Origin of the sequence: Streptomyces lienomycini (assembly GCF_027947595.1) — a bacterium.
GTDB classification, from domain to species: domain Bacteria; phylum Actinomycetota; class Actinomycetes; order Streptomycetales; family Streptomycetaceae; genus Streptomyces; species Streptomyces lienomycini.
Map to the genome: position 1 here is coordinate 383,831 of NZ_CP116257.1, position 16,840 is coordinate 400,670.

The following is a 16,840-nucleotide window of genomic DNA, read 5'->3' on the forward strand; positions in this document are numbered from 1 at the left end:
GGACAGAGGGCGTTCAGCGGCGCCCGCGGCGCATGGGTACCAGGTTGCCGCGCCGCCGGGCCGCGACGAGCATGGGGATCGCGATCAGCAGGCTGACGATGACGGGCACGATCGACGCCTCCAGGCCGAAGTCCCCGCCGGTCAGCAGGTCGGGGCCGGTCGGGTCGGTGGTCATCAGGCCCTCCGAGGCGTGGCCGGAGACCGCGATGCCGATCAGGCCCAGGGTGGTGTTCCAGGCGAAGTGCAGGCCCACGGCGAACCAGATGTTGCGCGTCCACAGGAACGCGGCACCGAGGAGGACACCCGCCTCGATGGCGATCGCCGTCGAACTCCACAGCGTGGCATCCGGGTTGGCCAGGTGCAGTCCGCCGAACAGCGCCGCGGTGATCGCCAGAGCGGGCCAACTGCCGCACAGCTTCTCCAGCGCTTGGAGGGCGAGGCCGCGGAAGATCAGTTCCTCCGTCACGGCGGCACCGAGCTGCATCGCGGCCATGCTCGCCACGATCGACAGGCCGTTGCCGGGCCGTTCGGTGAACGAGAACTCGGTGAGGAGCATGAGCATCGACACGGTGATGAACCCGAAGCCGATCGCGGCACCGGACAACGCCTGTGTCACGGCCCCCGGCATCGCGATCTCCGGCATGCTCCGCCGGGCGACGTAGCGCATGACCGCCCAGTAGACGACCACCGCGACGATCGAGCCCACGACGGCGACCACTCCGCCCACCGAGGCCAGGCTGGACGCCAGACCCACACCCACGACTCCGGTCAGCATCCAGACGAGCGGAGACCGGAGGAAGCGACCGCCCTCCCGGCGCGTGGGCTGGGGCGATGCGGTGTGCGTCGTACTCATGTGGCCTCCCTAAGGCATCGGCCGCGTGCCTTCCGGCGACCTGCCGAGGACGCTACGCAGGCGGCGGCGTCCCCGAATCACCCCTGAATGGACAGTCCGGGTAGCTCCTGCGGGGGACAAGGGCGCCGGACGCCGCGCACGGCGGGACCGTTCGGGGCGGGGCACGCGGGACCGGCCGGGCTTGCACCTCACGTCACGTGAGGAGGCAGCGTGGAGGGCGTCAGAGAAGGGAGCGGAAGTGAGCTACTCCGTAGGACAGGTGGCCGGCTTCGCCGGAGTGACGGTGCGCACCCTGCACCACTACGACGACATCGGCCTGCTCGTACCCAGCGAGCGCAGCCACGCGGGCCACCGGCGCTACAGCGACGCCGACCTCGACCGGCTGCAGCAGATCCTGTTCTACCGGGAGCTGGGCTTCCCGCTCGACGAGGTCGCCGCCCTGCTCGACGACCCGGCCGCGGACCCGCGCGCGCACCTGCGCCGCCAGCACGAGCTGCTGTCCGCCCGGATCGAGAAGCTGCAGAAGATGGCGGCGGCCGTGGAGCAGGCCATGGAGGCACGCAGCATGGGAATCAACCTCACGCCCGAGGAGAAGTTCGAGGTCTTCGGCGACTTCGACCCCGACCAGTACGAGGAGGAGGTCCAGGAACGCTGGGGCGACACCGACGCCTACCGCCAGTCCAGGCAGAAGACCGCCTCGTACACCAAGGAGGACTGGCAGCGCATCCAGGACGAGGCCGACGCGCTCACCCGGCGCTTCGTCGCCCTGATGGAGGCGGGTGCGCCCGCCGACTCCGACGGGGCCATGGACGCCGCCGAGGACCACCGGCAGGGCATCGCCCGCAACCACTACGACTGCGGGCACGAGATGCACACCTGCCTGGGCGAGATGTACGTGTCGGACGAACGTTTCACGCGAAACATCGACGCCGCGAGGCCGGGCCTCGCCGTCTACATGCGCGACGCGATCCTCGCGAACGCCGCCCGGCACACCTCGTGAACGGTGGTCGTGGCCCGGGCGTCACTCCCGGGCCACGACCACCGCCGTCCCGTACGCGCACACCTCGGTGCCCACGTCGGCCGCCTCCGTGACGTCGAAGCGGAAGGACAGCACCGCGTTGGCCCCCCGCGCGCGTGCCTGCTCCACGAGCCGGTCCATCGCCTGGTTGCGGGTCTCGACCAGCGTCTTGGTGAGTCCGCGCAGCTCACCGCCGACCAGCGACTTCAGCCCGGCACCGAGCTGGCTCCCCAGGTGCCGCGAGCGCACGGTCAGCCCGAAGACCTCCCCGAGCACCTCCTGCACCCGATGGCCCGGCAGGTCGTTCGTGGTCACGACGAGCACCTCGGGCTGCGGACCCTGGCCGCCACCGTATTCTTCCATTCCCATGGTTCTCAGGTTTCCCCTGGGAGCGTCACCGTGCACCCCCAGGCGCACGGTGGAACCTGGGACACCACGGCCGCGTTGTACGTTTGGGCAGCCAGGTCCAGCCCGCCTCCCCCAGCAGCAGGAGCCACAATCCCGTGACCACCCTTGCGCTCGGTCCCGAGTGGATCAGCCCGGACTACCTGATCGAGACGTTCAGTCTTCCCGGCATCCTGCTCATCGTCTTCGCCGAGTCAGGACTCTTCGCGTTCCTGCCCGGCGACTCGCTGCTGTTCACCGCGGGCCTCTTCGTCGCCCAGGGCCAGTACATCAGCCAGCCGCTGTGGCTGGTGTGCACCCTGATCGTGGCCGCCGCCGTCCTCGGCGACCAGGTCGGCTACATGATCGGCAAGTTCTTCGGTCCCAGGCTCTTCAGCCGCCCCAACTCCAAGCTCTTCAAACAGGAGAACCTGGAGAAGGCGCACGAGTTCATGGAGAAGTTCGGCCCCAAGGCGATCGTCCTGGCCCGCTTCGTGCCGATCGTGCGCACCTTCGCCCCGATCGTCGCGGGCGCCGGCCGCATGAAGTACCGCACCTTCCTGACGTACAACGTCATCGGCGGCGTCGCCTGGGGCACCGGCGTCACCCTCGCGGGCTACTGGCTCGGCCAGATCGAGTTCATCCGGGCCAACGTCGAGGCCATCCTCGTCCTGATCATCCTGGTCTCGGTCGTCCCGATCGCCATCGAGTACCTCCGCGAACGCAAGAAGAAGAAGCGCGCCGCGGCTGCCGGACCGGTGCCCGCGGCCGCCCAGCAGCACCAGCCCCAGCCCCCGTACCCGGTCATGGACGACGCGACGACCCAGCTCCGCCGCGTGGACCCGTACGACCAGCCGCAGCAGCGGTATCAGCAGCGCCAGCCGCAGCCGCAGCAGCCCCAGCCGCACCACCCCCAGCAGCCGCAGCAGCCGCACCACCCCCAGCAGCCGCAGCAGTACCAGCAGCCCCCGCAGCAGCCGTACGCCCAGCAGTATCCGCAGGGCTACGGCGACCAGCCCCAGCAGTACGGCGACCAGTACCCGTACAACCAGGGGCGCTGAAACCCCCAGGGGCGCGGGGCCGTATCGATATGCGGCTCCGCCGCGTGAGCGCGACAAGCCATGGCGAGCCCGCAGCCGCCGATGGAGGGAACCACCCGAGTCCGTAGGCGCCCCGCGCTAGAACCCTCGCGTCCGCTTGGCCGCCCGCCTGCCGGCGGCACTCGCGGCCCCGGGCATCCTCAGGAACAGCCGCGAGATCTCGCCACCGAGGTTCACCCCGATCGCGATGGCCATCGCCAGCGCCACCGCGTTGGACAGCGACAGCAGCCCCGCGTCGACCTCGCCCTGCGCGATTCCCAGCAGACCGAAGTACGTCGCCGAACCGGGCAGCAGCGGACCGATCGCCGCCGTCGTGTACGGCAGCGCCGACGCGAACCGGTACCGGGACATCAGCTGCCCGAACAGTCCCACGAGCCCCGCCGCGGCGGCCGTGGAGGCCACCGGCGAGATGTCACCGGCGTAGTTCATGGCGCCGTACACGCACCAGGCGATGCCGCCGTTCAGGGTCACCGCGAGGACGGTGGACCGTTCCTGCTGGAGCAGGATCGCGAAGGCCAGCGACAGCAGCATCGAGGCGAAGATCTGCACAAACGGTTCGTCACCGGTGCCCAGCTTGGCGTCCGGATTCAGCTCGGCGCCCAGCTGGACGCCGAAGTACAGCACCACCAGCACCCCGGCGACGATGCTGACGAAGAAGTACATGACCTCCAGCAGACGGGCGGCGGCGGTGATGTAGAAGCCGGTCAGACCGTCCTGCACCCCCGCGACCAGCGCCCGCCCGGGCAGCAGCGCGAAGAGCCCACCGGTGATGACCGCGGACGCCTTCACATCGACGTGCGTCACCGTCAGCACCACACCCATCGCGGCCGGCGGCATCGCGGCCACCGCGAACTGGTAGAACTCCGGCAGCCCGCGCCCGGCGCACAGCCACGCCAGCCGGTCGCCGAGCATCGAGCCGAACATCGCCGCGAAGAACACGGTCGCCCCGCCGCCGACGAGCAGCGAGGCCCCGCCCGCGAGGAGACCGCTGGCCACGGTCAGCACCCAGGTGGGGTACGGGTGCCGGTTGCGGCGGATCTCCGCGAGGCGCCGGTAGGCCTCCTCCAGGGAGATGTTCGTGTCGGGGTCGCTGAGGTCGTCCACCAGATGGAAGACGGCCGCGAGCCGGGTGTAGTCGGTGCCGCGGCGGCGTACCGTGCGCGACGCCGTCACCGGGTCCTCGACCAGTGACGGCTGGTGGGAGATCGACAGCAGCGTGAACGTGACGTTCGGCTCGCAGCGGTCCAGGCCGTAGGACCGGCAGACGGCGAACATGGCCGCCTCCACGTCCTCGGCGCCCTCGCCGCCCGCCAGCAGCAGCTCCCCGATACGCAGGGTCAGGTCGAGTACGCGCGGCACGGCGGGGCCGGTCTCGTCGTCGTGCTTCTGCGACGGCTCGGGCGCGGGCCGCTCGGCCACCGGCATACGCAGCATGGCGCGCATCCGGTCCTGCCAGGGCACGTCCGTCAGGCTCACCGCCGGGAAGCCGCTCGCCGGGGTGAAGGCGGTGGGGGCGGTCCACGCACTGTGGGTGCTCGGCATGCTGAACGCCGACCCCTCGCCCTCGGCGCCCGGCGCCGAGGGCGCCTCCAGCCCCTCCGGCAGCGCGAACTCCGAAGTCGTCTCGGACTCGATGACGGCGTGCCGTGCGACGGCCAGCCCCTGCGGAATCTCGAACTCGGACGTCGTCGACGACTCGCCGTCGACCGACGCCGCGATCCCACTGGGCTGCCGGAAGGCACTGCGGGCCTCGTCCGACTGCGGCTTGGGGTCCTTCGCCTCCGTCACCTGCGCAACTCTCCCTGGTACGAACTCACCTTCCTGTTGACCTCAGTATGGTCACTCAAACGCGAACGGGCCGCACGCGTATGCGTACGGCCCGTTGCGGAACGGATGGGGAGCGGCGTCGCTCAGTGGCCGCCCTGGTCCTTGAAACGCTTGTAGGACCGCTCGATCTCGGCCTCGGCGTCGGTGCGGCCCACCCAGTCGGCCCCCTCGACGGACTTGCCGGGCTCCAGGTCCTTGTAGACCTCGAAGAAGTGCTGGATCTCCAGGCGGTCGAACTCCGACACGTGGTGGATGTCACGCAGGTGCTCCACACGCGGGTCGGTCGACGGCACGCACAGCAGCTTGTCGTCGCCGCCGGCCTCGTCCGTCATCCGGAACATGCCGATCGCGCGGCAGCGGATGAGGCAGCCCGGGAAGGTCGGCTCGTCCAGGATGACCAGCGCGTCCAGCGGGTCGCCGTCCTCGCCGAGGGTGTTCTCGACGAAGCCGTAGTCGGTCGGGTAGGCGGTCGAGGTGAACAGGCGGCGGTCCAGGCGGATACGACCGGTCTCGTGGTCCACCTCGTACTTGTTCCGCGAACCCTTCGGGATCTCGATCGTGACGTCGAACTCCACCGGACGCTCCTCCATGATCAGCACATAGTTCTGGTGGTTAAGTGTCCCTCACGCAGGTGTGTGATCGCGAAAGGGGCTGGTGACGGTGCCAGAGCTGAGACCTTGGCGGACCGCGGGACCGCGTGGGGCGCGGGTCGCGGACGCCGTACGTCCCCGTCTGGCCCGCTTTGCCCGGGCCGCCGGACCGCGGGTCGCACGGTTCGCACGGGCCACGGCGCCGCGGCTCACCCGGATCACGGGGCCGAAGACCTGGCAGTACACCGCCGGTGCCGCCACCGCCGGGCTGGCACTGGCCGCCGGTGTGGTGACCGCCGCCGGCCCCTGGGACTCCACGGGTCAGCGTACGGCCGAGCGGGACCGGGCCGTCGCACTGGAGCACCCGGGTGGCGCAGATCACGGTCGCGGCTCCGACGCCACGGGCACGGCGGCCGGTTCGCCCCGGCCCGCGCCCAGCGCCGGGGCCGTACTGACCGGACTCGACGGCGCCCCGCCGCCGGGCGGGGTCAAGGCGCCCCCCGGCACGACGGCCCTCACAGACCTCCTCGGGCCCCTGCTGGCGGACGACCCCGCGCTCGGCGAGCGCCGCACGGCGGCCGTCGTCGACCTCACCACCGGCAAGCGCCTGTACGGACTGGACCCCGAGGTCCCGCTCACCCCCGCCTCCACCACCAAGATCGCCACCGCCGTCGCCGCCCTCACCGCCCTCGGCCCCGACCACCGCCTCACCACCCGCACCGTCCTGGAGGCCGACACCGGCGAAGTCGTCCTGGTCGGCGGCGGCGACCCCACCCTCACCGCGCGGAAGGACGCCCGGGGCCTCGCGAGCCTGCGCACCCTCGCCGAGAAGACCGCCGCCGCCCTCAGGAAGCGGAACGTGCGCGAGGTGACGCTGTCGTACGACACGACGCTCTACACCGGTACCGAGACCCACCCGATAGGCGTCAACGAGAACCTCGCCCGCGTCACCGCGCTGATGGCCGACGAGGCCCGCACCGACGACTCCACCAGCGGCCCCGCCCCGCGCGAGCCCGACCCAGCCGACGCCGCCGCCCGCACCTTCGCCGGCCTCCTGAAGCAGCACGGCATCACCGCTTCCGCCCCCGGCCCGTCCAAGGCGACCGGCCGCGCCGCCACCCTCGCCACGGTCTCCTCGCCCCCGCTGTCGGCCCTGGTCGAGCGGATGCTCACCAACAGCGACAACGACCTCGCCGAGGCCCTGGCCCGGCACACCGCCGTCGCGACCGGCAAACCCGCCGACTTCGACGGGGCGGGCGCCGCCGTCACGGCCCGGCTCCAGCAGCTCGGCCTGCCGGTGGGCGACGCCCGCTTCCACGACGGAAGCGGCCTGGACCGCACCGACCTGATCTCCGCCGGCCTCCTCACCGCCCTGTTGGCCGAGGCCGCCGCCCCCGACCGCCCCCAGCTCCGCCCGGTGCTCACCGGCCTCCCGGTCGCCCACTTCACCGGCACGCTGTCCGACCGTTACACGGACGGCGCAGCGGGCCTCGTCCGCGCCAAGACGGGCACCCTCACCGGCGTGAACACCCTCGCCGGCACGGTGACCACCCCCGACGGCCGCCTCCTGGCCTTCGCCTTCCTGGCCCACGGCACGACGGACGCGTGGTCCGCCCAGGCGGCCCTGGACCGGGCGGCGACGAGCCTGGCCTCCCCGACGCCGTAGCCGGGCGGCACCCCGTCACCGCCGCACCCCCGCCCCCGTACGGCCTGCCCCCGACGGCGGCGCTCCCGTACCGTTGACGCATGACGAGCATCGGCGCACATTCCGGCATGGTCGACTGGAACCTCGCGGTGGCGACCGCGACCCGGCTCGTACGGCCGGGCCCCGAGGTGAGCCGCGACGAGGCCAGGGCCGTCGTCGCGGAACTCCGCCGCCATGCCAGGTCCTCGGAGGAACACGTCCGGGGCTTCACCCGGATGGGCACCGAGGAGACCCACGACACCCCCCTCCTGGTGGTCGACCGGCCCGGCTGGGTCCGGGCCAACGTCGCCGGATTCCGGGAGATCCTCAAACCCCTGCTGGAGAAGATGCAGGAACGGCGCGGCGGCGCGGGCAACGCCGTCCTCGGCGCCGTCGGCGGCAAGGTCACCGGCGTGGAGCTGGGCATGCTGCTGTCCTTCATGTCCTCCCGCGTCCTCGGCCAGTACGAGACGTTCGCCCCCGCCACCCGCGACCTGCCCGCGGGCGCGAACGGCGGCGGGCGGCTGCTCCTCGTCGCGCCGAACATCGTGCACGTCGAACGCGAACTCGACGTCGAGCCCCACGACTTCCGCCTGTGGGTGACCCTCCACGAGGAGACGCACCGCACGCAGTTCACGGCGGTGCCCTGGCTCCGGGACCACCTCGAGGGCGAAATCCAGTCGTTCCTGGCCGAGACCGACGTCGACCCGATGACCGTGCTCGAACGGATCCGCGAGGCCGCCCAGACCCTCGCCGGGGGCCGCCCCGAGGCGGAGGAGGACGACGACGGCGGCCGGTCGCTGGTCGAACTGGTGCAGACCCCGGCCCAGCGCGAGGTCCTCGCCCGTCTGACCGCCGTGATGTCCCTCCTGGAGGGCCACGCCGACTTCGTCATGGACGGCGTCGGCCCGCAGGTCGTGCCGAGCGTCGGCGAGATCCGCGAGAAGTTCCAGCAGCGCCGCGCCAAGGGCGCCTCCCGCCTCGACATGGCGCTGCGCAAGCTGCTCGGCCTCGACGCCAAGCTCCGCCAGTACCGCGACGGCGAACGCTTCGTGCGGGCCGTCGTCGACGAGTGCGGCATGGACGGCTTCAACCGCGTCTGGACCTCGCCCAACACCCTCCCCACCAAGTCGGAGATCGCCAAACCGGCGGACTGGATCGCGCGGGTGCACCGCAAGCCGGAGGCGTGAGCCCCGCAGGCGCGGCGTGAAACGATTCCGGCCGACGGCAGCCGAACGACCCTCCAATCACCCGTCCGAGGGACCGTGAGCCTTCGGCAGGCGTGCGATGCTCGGAGACCGGCCCGTTTCTGTCACCATCTACACACTCTGCGTGACCGAACCTCGGGCTCATCCCCGAAAACTTCATGAAGGGCACCGGACATGGGTCCCCATCCTGCGGTCGCGGCGATACGCCTGGCGGTCCGCCGCGTCCTCCACGACGTCCTCTCCGACATCCTCACCGAAGAACCGCACAGCACGGCCGGCGCCTTTGGCACCACGACCGCCGGACGCACACCCGAGCGGCCGCCGTCACCGCTCGTGCTCGTCGCGTGCTCCGGCGGCGCCGACTCGATGGCACTCGCCTCCGCCCTCGCCTTCGAGGCCCCCAGGCTCGGCGTCCGCGCCGGCGGCGTCACCGTCGACCACGGCCTGCAGAACGGCTCCGACCTGCGCGCCGAGGAAGTCGTCCTGCGCCTGCGCGAACTCGGCCTGGACCCCGTGGAGGCCACCGCCGTGACCGTCGGCCGCGCGGGAGGCCCCGAAGCCGCCGCCCGCGACGCCCGCTACGCCGCACTGGACGCCGCCGCCGCCCGCCACGGCGCCGCCGCCGTCCTGCTCGGCCACACCCGCGACGACCAGGCCGAGACCGTCCTGCTGGGCCTCGCCCGCGGCTCCGGCATCCGCTCCCTGTCGGGCATGGCCGCGGTCTCGGGGGCCGGCGGCCGCTACCGGCGCCCCTTCCTCCAGGTCGACCGCCAGACCGCCCGCAAGGCCTGCATGGTCCAGTCCCTGCCCGTCTGGGACGACCCCCACAACGCCGACCCCGCCTACACCCGCTCCCGGCTGCGCCACGAGGGGCTGCCCGCCCTGGAGAAGGCCCTCGGCAAGGGCGTCGTCGAGGCCCTCGCCCGGACGGCCCAACTCTCCCGGGACGACGCCGACGCCCTCGACACCTGGGCCCGCCAGGCCGAGGCCGGCGTCCGCGACGCCACCGGTGTCCTGGAGTGCGCCAAGCTCTACGCCCTGCCGCCCGCCGTACGCCGCCGGATCCTGCGCCGCGCCGCCCTGGAGGCCGGTGCTCCGGGCGGCGCCCTGTTCGCCCGCCACATCGAGGAGGTCGACCGGCTGATCACCGGTTGGCGCGGTCAGGGGGCCATCAACCTCCCCGGCAAAGTCGTCGCCCGGCGGCAGGGTGGCAGACTGGTGATCCGGCAAGGCTGAATCCGGACCTCCCACCGATCCGCACACGGATCACCGGGGCGCCGCGGATGGCCGGTGGGACGACCGAAAGTGATGCGGGTGGACGCGAACGACATGGGTGCCGACCTCGAGAAGGTACTCATCACCAAGGAAGAGATCGACGCGAAGCTGGCCGAACTGGCCGCGAAGATCGACGCGGAGTACGCGGGCAAGGACCTGCTCATCGTCGGCGTCCTCAAGGGCGCGGTGATGGTCATGGCCGACCTCGCCCGGTCGCTGTCCACCCCCGTCACGATGGACTGGATGGCGGTGTCCTCGTACGGCGCGGGCACCCAGTCCTCCGGAGTGGTGCGGATCCTCAAGGACCTCGACACCGACATCAAGGGCAGGCACGTCCTGATCGTCGAGGACATCATCGACTCCGGCCTGACCCTGTCCTGGCTGATCTCCAACCTCGGCTCGCGCGAGCCCGCCTCCCTCAAGGTGTGCACGCTGCTGCGCAAGCCCGACGCCGCGAAGGTCGCCATCGACGTGGAGTGGGTCGGCTTCGACATCCCCAACGAGTTCGTCGTCGGTTACGGCCTCGACTACGCCGAGAAGTACCGCAACCTCCCGTTCGTCGGTACGCTCGCGCCCCACGTGTACGGCGGCTGACACGCCCTCGCGGCGGACCGCACGGCGATCGGGGGGCCGACGGGAACCCCGGAGGCCTCCGCGCCGTTGGAGCATGCAGACGGGACGCCAGACCTCCCGTGCGGCTGAGCGCCGCCGCGCTGGGGTACCGTCAGAAGAACTGTCTTATCAAACTCACTATGGCAGGAGGGACGGGGCGACACCGCTCCGTGTGGATGGACGTGAAGCGATACTTCCGTGGGCCAATCATGTGGATCGTGCTGGCCGTCCTTGCCGTGGTCGTGTTGATGCAGGTCGTGGGCTCGTCCGGCGGCTACAAGACGGTGGACACCGGCCAGGTCGTCCAGGCGATCAACGACAACAAGGTCGAGTCGGCCAAGCTGACCACCGGTGACGAGCAGAACATCAAGGTTCAGCTCAAGGACGGCGAAAAGGTCAAGGGCAGCTCGAAGATCCAGGCGAGCTACATCGGCGACCAGGGCGTGACCCTCGCCAACACACTGCAGAACAAGTACCAGGACAAGCAGATCCCCGACGGCTACACCGTGTCGCCGTCGAAGCAGAACCCGATCGTCGGGCTCCTGATCACCCTGCTCCCCTTCGTCCTCATCGTGGTCATCTTCCTGTTCCTGATGAACCAGATGCAGGGCGGCGGCTCCCGGGTCATGAACTTCGGCAAGTCCAAGGCGAAGCTCATCACCAAGGACACCCCGAAGACGACGTTCTCGGACGTCGCCGGCTCGGACGAGGCCGTCGAGGAGCTCCACGAGATCAAGGAGTTCCTGCAGGAGCCGGCCAAGTTCCAGGCCGTCGGAGCCAAGATCCCCAAGGGTGTGCTGCTGTACGGCCCGCCCGGCACCGGCAAGACCCTGCTCGCGCGCGCCGTCGCGGGCGAGGCGGGCGTGCCGTTCTACTCGATCTCCGGTTCCGACTTCGTCGAGATGTTCGTCGGTGTCGGTGCCTCCCGAGTGCGCGACCTGTTCGAACAGGCCAAGGCGAACGCCCCGGCCATCGTCTTCGTCGACGAGATCGACGCGGTCGGCCGCCACCGCGGCGCCGGCCTCGGCGGCGGTCACGACGAGCGCGAGCAGACCCTGAACCAGCTCCTCGTCGAGATGGACGGCTTCGACGTCAAGGGCGGCGTGATCCTCATCGCCGCGACGAACCGGCCCGACATCCTCGACCCGGCGCTGCTGCGCCCCGGCCGTTTCGACCGGCAGATCGCCGTCGACCGCCCGGACATGCAGGGCCGTCTGGAGATCCTCAAGGTCCACCAGAAGGGCAAGCCGGTCGCGCCCGACGTTGACCTGTCGGCCGTCGCCCGCCGTACGCCCGGCATGACCGGTGCCGATCTGGCCAACGTGCTGAACGAGGCCGCCCTGCTGACGGCCCGCAGCGACCAGAAGCTGATCGACAACCACATGCTGGACGAGGCGATCGACCGTGTGGTCGCGGGCCCGCAGAAGCGGACCCGGATCATGTCGGACAAGGAGAAGAAGATCACCGCGTACCACGAGGGCGGTCACGCCCTGGTCGCGGCGGCCTCACCGAACTCCGACCCGGTCCACAAGATCACGATCCTCTCCAGAGGCCGGGCCCTCGGCTACACGATGGTCCTCCCGGACGAGGACAAGTACTCGACCACCCGCAACGAGATGCTCGACCAGCTCGCCTACATGCTGGGCGGCCGCGCCGCCGAGGAGCTGGTCTTCCACGACCCGACGACGGGTGCGGCCAACGACATCGAGAAGGCCACCGGCCTGGCTCGCGCGATGGTCACGCAGTACGGCATGACCGAGCGTCTCGGCGCGATCAAGTTCGGCGGCGACAACAGCGAGCCGTTCCTCGGCCGTGAGATGGCTCACCAGCGCGACTACTCGGAAGAGATCGCCGCGCTGGTGGACGAAGAGGTCAAGAAGCTCATCGAGACCGCGCACAACGAGGCCTGGGAGATCCTGGTCGAGAACCGCGACGTCCTCGACAACCTCGTCCTCGCGCTGCTGGAGAAGGAGACGCTGGGCAAGGAGGAGATCGCCGAGGTCTTCGCCCAGATCGTCAAGCGTCCGGCCCGGCCCGCCTGGACCGGTTCCTCCCGCCGTACGCCGTCGACCCGTCCGCCGGTGCTCTCCCCGAAGGAGCTCGCCCTGACGAACGGGGCGAACGGTGCGACGGCGGCCATCTCCACCACCAAGAGCACCACGGTGGAGCCCGCCCCGGCACCGGAACGAGCCCCGGAGGACCGCCCGGAGAACTGACCCCGGTCGATCGTCTCCGGATCGTCCCCCGGTGTCCCACCAGGCCCGGAATGTATGCCGCGCCCCCCAGGTTCTAGCCTTGGGGGGTGCGGCATTTCCGTATGCCGACGCAGGACGGATCAGGAACGAGGCATCAGATGACCGATCCCGTGACCTTGGACGGCGAGGGCCGCGTCGGCGAGTTCGACGAGAAGCGGGCCGAGAACGCCGTACGCGAGCTGCTCATCGCGGTCGGCGAGGACCCGGACCGCGAGGGCCTGAGGGAGACTCCGGCACGCGTGGCGCGGGCGTACAAGGAGATATTCGCCGGCCTGTGGCAGCAGCCGGAGGACGTGCTGACGACGACGTTCGACCTCGGACACGACGAGATGGTCCTGGTGAAGGACATCGAGGTGTTCTCGACATGTGAACATCATCTGGTGCCGTTCCGCGGAGTGGCGCACGTCGGCTACATCCCGTCCACCAGCGGGAAGATCACCGGTCTGTCCAAGCTGGCCCGCCTCGTGGACGTCTACGCCCGCCGCCCCCAGGTGCAGGAACGTCTGACGACGCAGATCGCGGACTCCCTGATGCAGATCCTGGAGCCGCGCGGAGTGATCGTCGTGGTCGAGTGCGAGCACATGTGCATGTCGATGCGAGGGATCCGCAAGCCCGGCGCGAAGACCATCACCTCGGCCGTACGCGGCCAGCTGCGCGACGGCGCCACACGCAACGAGGCGATGAGCCTGATCATGGCGCGCTGAGCGAGCCGAAGGATCAGGCCGCGGACGCCGCGCCCGGGTGGTTGTCGTCCTCGTCCTCCGGGAGCTTGCAGACGCGCTCCATGAAGACCGCGGCCGCTATGACGGCGATGCCCGCCACGACCGAGGCGCCCGCGTAGATGGCCTGGTCGCGGCGGGCCGGGACGTCGAGGTACTCCAGCAGGAAGACGCCCGTGCCGCCGTACATGCCGGCGACGAGGGCGGCCACCAGGGCGCTGGCCTGGCCGAAGACGACCGCGCGGGCCGCCATCATCGGGTCGACGCCCTTGGCGCCGGGGACCCGCTCCCGCTGCGCCTTCAGGCGGGCGCGGATCGACAGGGCCGTGGCCAGCAGGATCACGGCGATCAGGGCCAGGACGACGGGCGCGGCCAGGGGGACGCTCGGGAGGGTGCCCACCGAGTTCCACAGGCGGGCTCCGGCCCAGGACAGGACCCCGGCGACGACGAACACGCCGGCCAGCACCCTGATGCGCAGCTCTTTCACGGTGTCCCGGTGTCCCTTCGGTTCCCCTGCGTGGTCGTCCTGACCTCGTCGACCTTAACGACTACTCGGGCAGCCGGAGTTCCAGGTCGGCGCGGGGCGCGACGCCGTCACGGGTGACGGACTCCAGGAGGTCCGCGACCGTGCCCTGGCCGGGCAGCAGGGCCTCGGGCTCCACGTCGAGCCAGGGGGCGAGCACGAAGGCGCGCTCGTGGGCACGGGGGTGGGGCAGGGTGAGCTGCGGGTCGTCGGAGACGACCTCGGCGTAGGCGACGATGTCGACGTCGAGTGTGCGCGGGCCCCAGCGTTCGTCGCGGACGCGGTGGAAGGCCTCCTCGACCGCGTGCGCGCGCTCCAGGAGCGAGGACGGGGGCAGCGTCGTCTTCAGCAGCACGACCGCGTTGAAGTACGAGGGCTGGCTGCCGGGGTCGACGCCCCACGGCTCCGTCTCGTACACCGGGGAGACCCCTTTGACGCGGACGCCCGGAGTGTCCTCCAGGGCGTCGATGGCGCCCTGGAGGGTCTCCAGCCGGTTGCCGAGGTTGGCGCCGAGGGCGATCACGGCACGCTTGGGGTTGGACAGGGTGGTGTCCGCGGCGTCGACCTGTTCGATGACGGAGGCGGGCACGGGCTGTACGGTCGGGTCGCTCGGACCCTTGGCGAAGGGGGCGCTCATACACGGCTCCGGATGATGGTGACGGTGACGTCGTCGAAGGGGACGGTGATCGGTGCGTCCGGCTTGTGGACGCAGACCTCGACCTCCTCGACCCCCTCGTGTTTCAGACACACCTGGGCGATGCGCTCGGCGAGCGTCTCGACGAGGTTGACGGGCTCGCCCTCGACGACGGCCACGACCTCCTCGGCCACGATGCCGTAGTGCACGGTCTTCGTCAGGTCGTCGTCGGCCGCGGCCGGCCGGGTGTCCAGCCCCAGGACGATGTCCACGAGGAAGGTCTGGCCGTCCTCGCGCTCCTTGGGGAACACACCGTGGTGCCCGCGGGCCTTCAGGCCGCGCAGCGCGACACGATCCACGCGAATCACTCCTGCAGTCGTCGGTCTCGGCCGGTCGTACCACGTGCGGGCGGCACGCCGGATCCAGTCGAATCTACCCGCGGGCACCGACAGTGCCGGGCCACGGGGGGTGTGGGGCCGGGTGGGGCGCGGCAGGTTTCACTCCGCGTTCTCCCTGGCGGCCCCGGTGGATCACGGGTTGGTAGCCGCCCATACCCGGCGGTCCGTGATTCCAACCACTTCTGTTGCCCCGCCGGGTCAGGGCGGGGTCTCGTCGCCCTCTTCGTCCTCGGTCTCGGCGAGTACCGGGGAGGCGTGGTGCGACCAGAGCTTCCAGCCGGCCGGCGTGCGCCGGAACGTGTTGGTGGCGACCACGAGCCGGCCGACGAGCGGGCCGAGTTCCTCGCCGCCGTCGGGGGCGGGGCCGCCGCTGAGAATGTTCTCGGTGCAGGTGACCAGGGCGGTGTCGCCGGTGACGGAGACGTGCACGTCGGTGAGGAAGAACTGGATGTAGTCCGTGTTCGCCATGATCAGGGCGTACGAGCGGAGGACCTCGCCGCGGCCGGTGAGCACCGGCCAGCCGGGGTGCACGCAGGAGACCACGCCGACGTCGGCCGGGTCGTGGTACGACTCGTCGACCCCCAGGTCGGACGGGGTGAGCCAGAACTCGGAGACCTTCTCGAAATCGCCCTCCTCCAGCGCCTCGTAGAACGCGGTGTTGGCGGCCTCGACCTGCTCGACGTCGAGGTGCGGCGCGCTCACCGGGCTCCTTCGACGGCGCGGGCGACCCGTACGGCGTCGGCCGTGGCGCGTACCTCGTGCACGCGCACGGCCCAGGCGCCCGCGTGCGCCGCGAGGGCGGAGACCGCGGCGGTCGCGGCGTCGCGCTCGCGCGCGGGGGGCGGGGTGGCCTGCGGGCCGGCGAGGACCCGGCCGAGGAAGCGCTTGCGGGAGGCGGCGACGAGGAGGGGGTGGCCGAGGGCGAGGAGACGGTCCAGGTGGGCGAGGAGGACGAGGTCGTGGTCGGCGTCCTTGGAGAAGCCGAGACCGGGGTCCACGACGATGCGGTCGGGTGCGACGCCGCCCTCCAGGACGGCTTCCACGCGCGCGTGGAGCTCGTCGACGACCTCGGTGACGACGTCGGCGTAGGTGCCCTTCACGTTGCCGCCGTCCAGGAGGCCGCGCCAGTGCATGACGACGAAGGGGGCGCCCGCGTCGGCGACGACCGGGATCATCCCGGGGTCGGCGAGGCCGCCGCTGACGTCGTTGACCAGGGCGGCGCCTGCGGCGAGGGCCTGCTCGGCGACGGAGGCGCGCATGGTGTCCACGGAGATCGTGACGCCCTCGGAGGCCAGGCCGCGGACGACGGGGACGACGCGCCTGAGTTCCTCGTCCTCGTCGACACGGGTCGCGCCGGGGCGGGTGGACTCGCCGCCGACGTCCACGAGGTCGGCGCCCTCGGCCACCAGGTCGAGGCCGTGCTTGATGGCGGCCGTGACGTCGAAGAAGCGGCCGCCGTCCGAGAAGGAGTCGGGGGTCACGTTGACGACTCCCATGACCGCGCAGCGGTCCCATGCGGTCAGTCCCGCGAGGTGGTGGCGGCGGGCGGTCGTCTGCTTGCTCATGGGTTCAGCGTAGGTGGTGGGGGTGCGCGTGATGCCTGCGGCGCCTGGTGCGGGTTCGGTGGGGGTGCGGGTAGCGCCTTGGGCTGGGTGGGGGGTCGGGGCCGGGACGGGGGTGTCCGTCCTCGGAACGGCGCGGAAGCGGTTGGCCACAGAAGTGGGCTCCGTTGACGCGCCAACCGCTGCGGGCGGACACCC

The 16,840-nt window shown here is 71.1% G+C and carries 17 protein-coding genes; 8 read left to right on the top strand and 9 right to left on the bottom strand.

The genetic code is table 11. From position 1 onward, the window contains the following. Nucleotides 1-13 precede the first annotated feature (13 nt). Nucleotides 14-853, bottom strand: coding sequence for a CPBP family intramembrane glutamic endopeptidase (locus BJ961_RS01870; RefSeq protein WP_271319568.1), 840 nt, complete (start codon nucleotides 851-853; stop codon nucleotides 14-16). Nucleotides 854-1,091: 238 nt separating this feature from the next. Here BJ961_RS01870 and BJ961_RS01875 point away from each other — a divergent pair, with 238 nt between their 5' ends. After that, on the top strand, nucleotides 1,092-1,853 hold the full coding sequence (locus tag BJ961_RS01875) for a MerR family transcriptional regulator (RefSeq protein WP_271319569.1): 762 nt from the start codon (nucleotides 1,092-1,094) through the stop codon (nucleotides 1,851-1,853). A 21-nt stretch (nucleotides 1,854-1,874) separates the two neighbouring features. Here the strand turns inward: BJ961_RS01875 and BJ961_RS01880 are convergent, their stop codons facing one another. Continuing rightward, the gene (locus BJ961_RS01880) at nucleotides 1,875-2,240 is read right to left on the bottom strand and encodes a YbjQ family protein (RefSeq protein WP_271319570.1); all 366 of its coding nucleotides are present in this window, start codon (nucleotides 2,238-2,240) and stop codon (nucleotides 1,875-1,877) included. Between the two features lie 134 nt (nucleotides 2,241-2,374). Between BJ961_RS01880 and BJ961_RS01885 the strand changes: the two genes are divergently transcribed. Beyond that, the gene (locus BJ961_RS01885) at nucleotides 2,375-3,316 is read left to right on the top strand and encodes a DedA family protein (RefSeq protein WP_271319571.1); all 942 of its coding nucleotides are present in this window, start codon (nucleotides 2,375-2,377) and stop codon (nucleotides 3,314-3,316) included. 117 nt (nucleotides 3,317-3,433) lie between these two features. Here the strand turns inward: BJ961_RS01885 and BJ961_RS01890 are convergent, their stop codons facing one another. Both BJ961_RS01890 and BJ961_RS01895 read right to left on the bottom strand, forming a co-directional pair. After that, complete coding sequence (locus BJ961_RS01890; RefSeq protein ID WP_271319572.1) at nucleotides 3,434-5,143, bottom strand: threonine/serine exporter family protein; 1,710 nt, start codon at nucleotides 5,141-5,143, stop codon at nucleotides 3,434-3,436. Between the two features lie 122 nt (nucleotides 5,144-5,265). Beyond that, the gene (locus tag BJ961_RS01895) at nucleotides 5,266-5,757 is read right to left on the bottom strand and encodes an inorganic diphosphatase (RefSeq protein ID WP_007452023.1); all 492 of its coding nucleotides are present in this window, start codon (nucleotides 5,755-5,757) and stop codon (nucleotides 5,266-5,268) included. A 79-nt stretch (nucleotides 5,758-5,836) separates the two neighbouring features. Here BJ961_RS01895 and dacB point away from each other — a divergent pair, with 79 nt between their 5' ends. The 6 genes from dacB (at nucleotide 5,837) to folE (ending at nucleotide 13,510) form a co-directional block, all read left to right on the top strand. Further along, on the top strand, nucleotides 5,837-7,438 hold the full coding sequence (dacB, locus tag BJ961_RS01900; RefSeq protein WP_271319573.1) for a D-alanyl-D-alanine carboxypeptidase/D-alanyl-D-alanine endopeptidase: 1,602 nt from the start codon (nucleotides 5,837-5,839) through the stop codon (nucleotides 7,436-7,438). A gap of 80 nt (nucleotides 7,439-7,518) precedes the next feature. Then, the gene (locus BJ961_RS01905) at nucleotides 7,519-8,646 is read left to right on the top strand and encodes a zinc-dependent metalloprotease (RefSeq protein WP_271319574.1); all 1,128 of its coding nucleotides are present in this window, start codon (nucleotides 7,519-7,521) and stop codon (nucleotides 8,644-8,646) included. Nucleotides 8,647-8,838: 192 nt separating this feature from the next. Continuing rightward, nucleotides 8,839-9,900, top strand: a complete 1,062-nt coding sequence (tilS, locus tag BJ961_RS01910; RefSeq protein WP_271319575.1) for a tRNA lysidine(34) synthetase TilS — start codon at nucleotides 8,839-8,841, stop codon at nucleotides 9,898-9,900. Between the two features lie 72 nt (nucleotides 9,901-9,972). Further along, nucleotides 9,973-10,533: a hypoxanthine phosphoribosyltransferase gene (gene hpt, locus BJ961_RS01915; protein WP_059301661.1), complete on the top strand. Its 561-nt coding sequence runs from the start codon at nucleotides 9,973-9,975 to the stop codon at nucleotides 10,531-10,533. 194 nt (nucleotides 10,534-10,727) lie between these two features. Continuing rightward, complete coding sequence (ftsH, locus tag BJ961_RS01920) at nucleotides 10,728-12,767, top strand: ATP-dependent zinc metalloprotease FtsH (RefSeq protein WP_271319576.1); 2,040 nt, start codon at nucleotides 10,728-10,730, stop codon at nucleotides 12,765-12,767. A 137-nt stretch (nucleotides 12,768-12,904) separates the two neighbouring features. Then, nucleotides 12,905-13,510, top strand: coding sequence for a GTP cyclohydrolase I FolE (gene folE / locus BJ961_RS01925; RefSeq protein WP_271319577.1), 606 nt, complete (start codon nucleotides 12,905-12,907; stop codon nucleotides 13,508-13,510). A gap of 13 nt (nucleotides 13,511-13,523) precedes the next feature. Here folE and BJ961_RS01930 read toward each other — a convergent pair whose 3' ends face one another. The 5 genes from BJ961_RS01930 to folP all read right to left on the bottom strand — a co-directional run bounded on the left by BJ961_RS01930 (nucleotide 13,524) and on the right by folP (nucleotide 16,645). After that, a complete protein-coding gene (locus BJ961_RS01930) occupies nucleotides 13,524-14,012 on the bottom strand; it encodes a DUF3180 domain-containing protein (protein WP_271319578.1) in 489 nt (162 codons plus the stop codon). A gap of 61 nt (nucleotides 14,013-14,073) precedes the next feature. Continuing rightward, nucleotides 14,074-14,685, bottom strand: a complete 612-nt coding sequence (gene folK, locus BJ961_RS01935; protein ID WP_271319579.1) for a 2-amino-4-hydroxy-6-hydroxymethyldihydropteridine diphosphokinase — start codon at nucleotides 14,683-14,685, stop codon at nucleotides 14,074-14,076. Next, nucleotides 14,682-15,041 (bottom strand): dihydroneopterin aldolase, encoded by a 360-nt coding sequence (gene folB / locus BJ961_RS01940; RefSeq protein ID WP_271319580.1) that lies wholly within the window; start codon nucleotides 15,039-15,041, stop codon nucleotides 14,682-14,684. Before folB ends, folK begins: the two co-directional genes overlap by 4 nt. Before the next feature lie 237 nt (nucleotides 15,042-15,278). Then, nucleotides 15,279-15,782 (bottom strand): nuclear transport factor 2 family protein, encoded by a 504-nt coding sequence (locus tag BJ961_RS01945; protein ID WP_271319581.1) that lies wholly within the window; start codon nucleotides 15,780-15,782, stop codon nucleotides 15,279-15,281. Next, on the bottom strand, nucleotides 15,779-16,645 hold the full coding sequence (gene folP / locus BJ961_RS01950) for a dihydropteroate synthase (protein WP_271319582.1): 867 nt from the start codon (nucleotides 16,643-16,645) through the stop codon (nucleotides 15,779-15,781). Before folP ends, BJ961_RS01945 begins: the two co-directional genes overlap by 4 nt. Nucleotides 16,646-16,840: the final 195 nt, after the last annotated feature.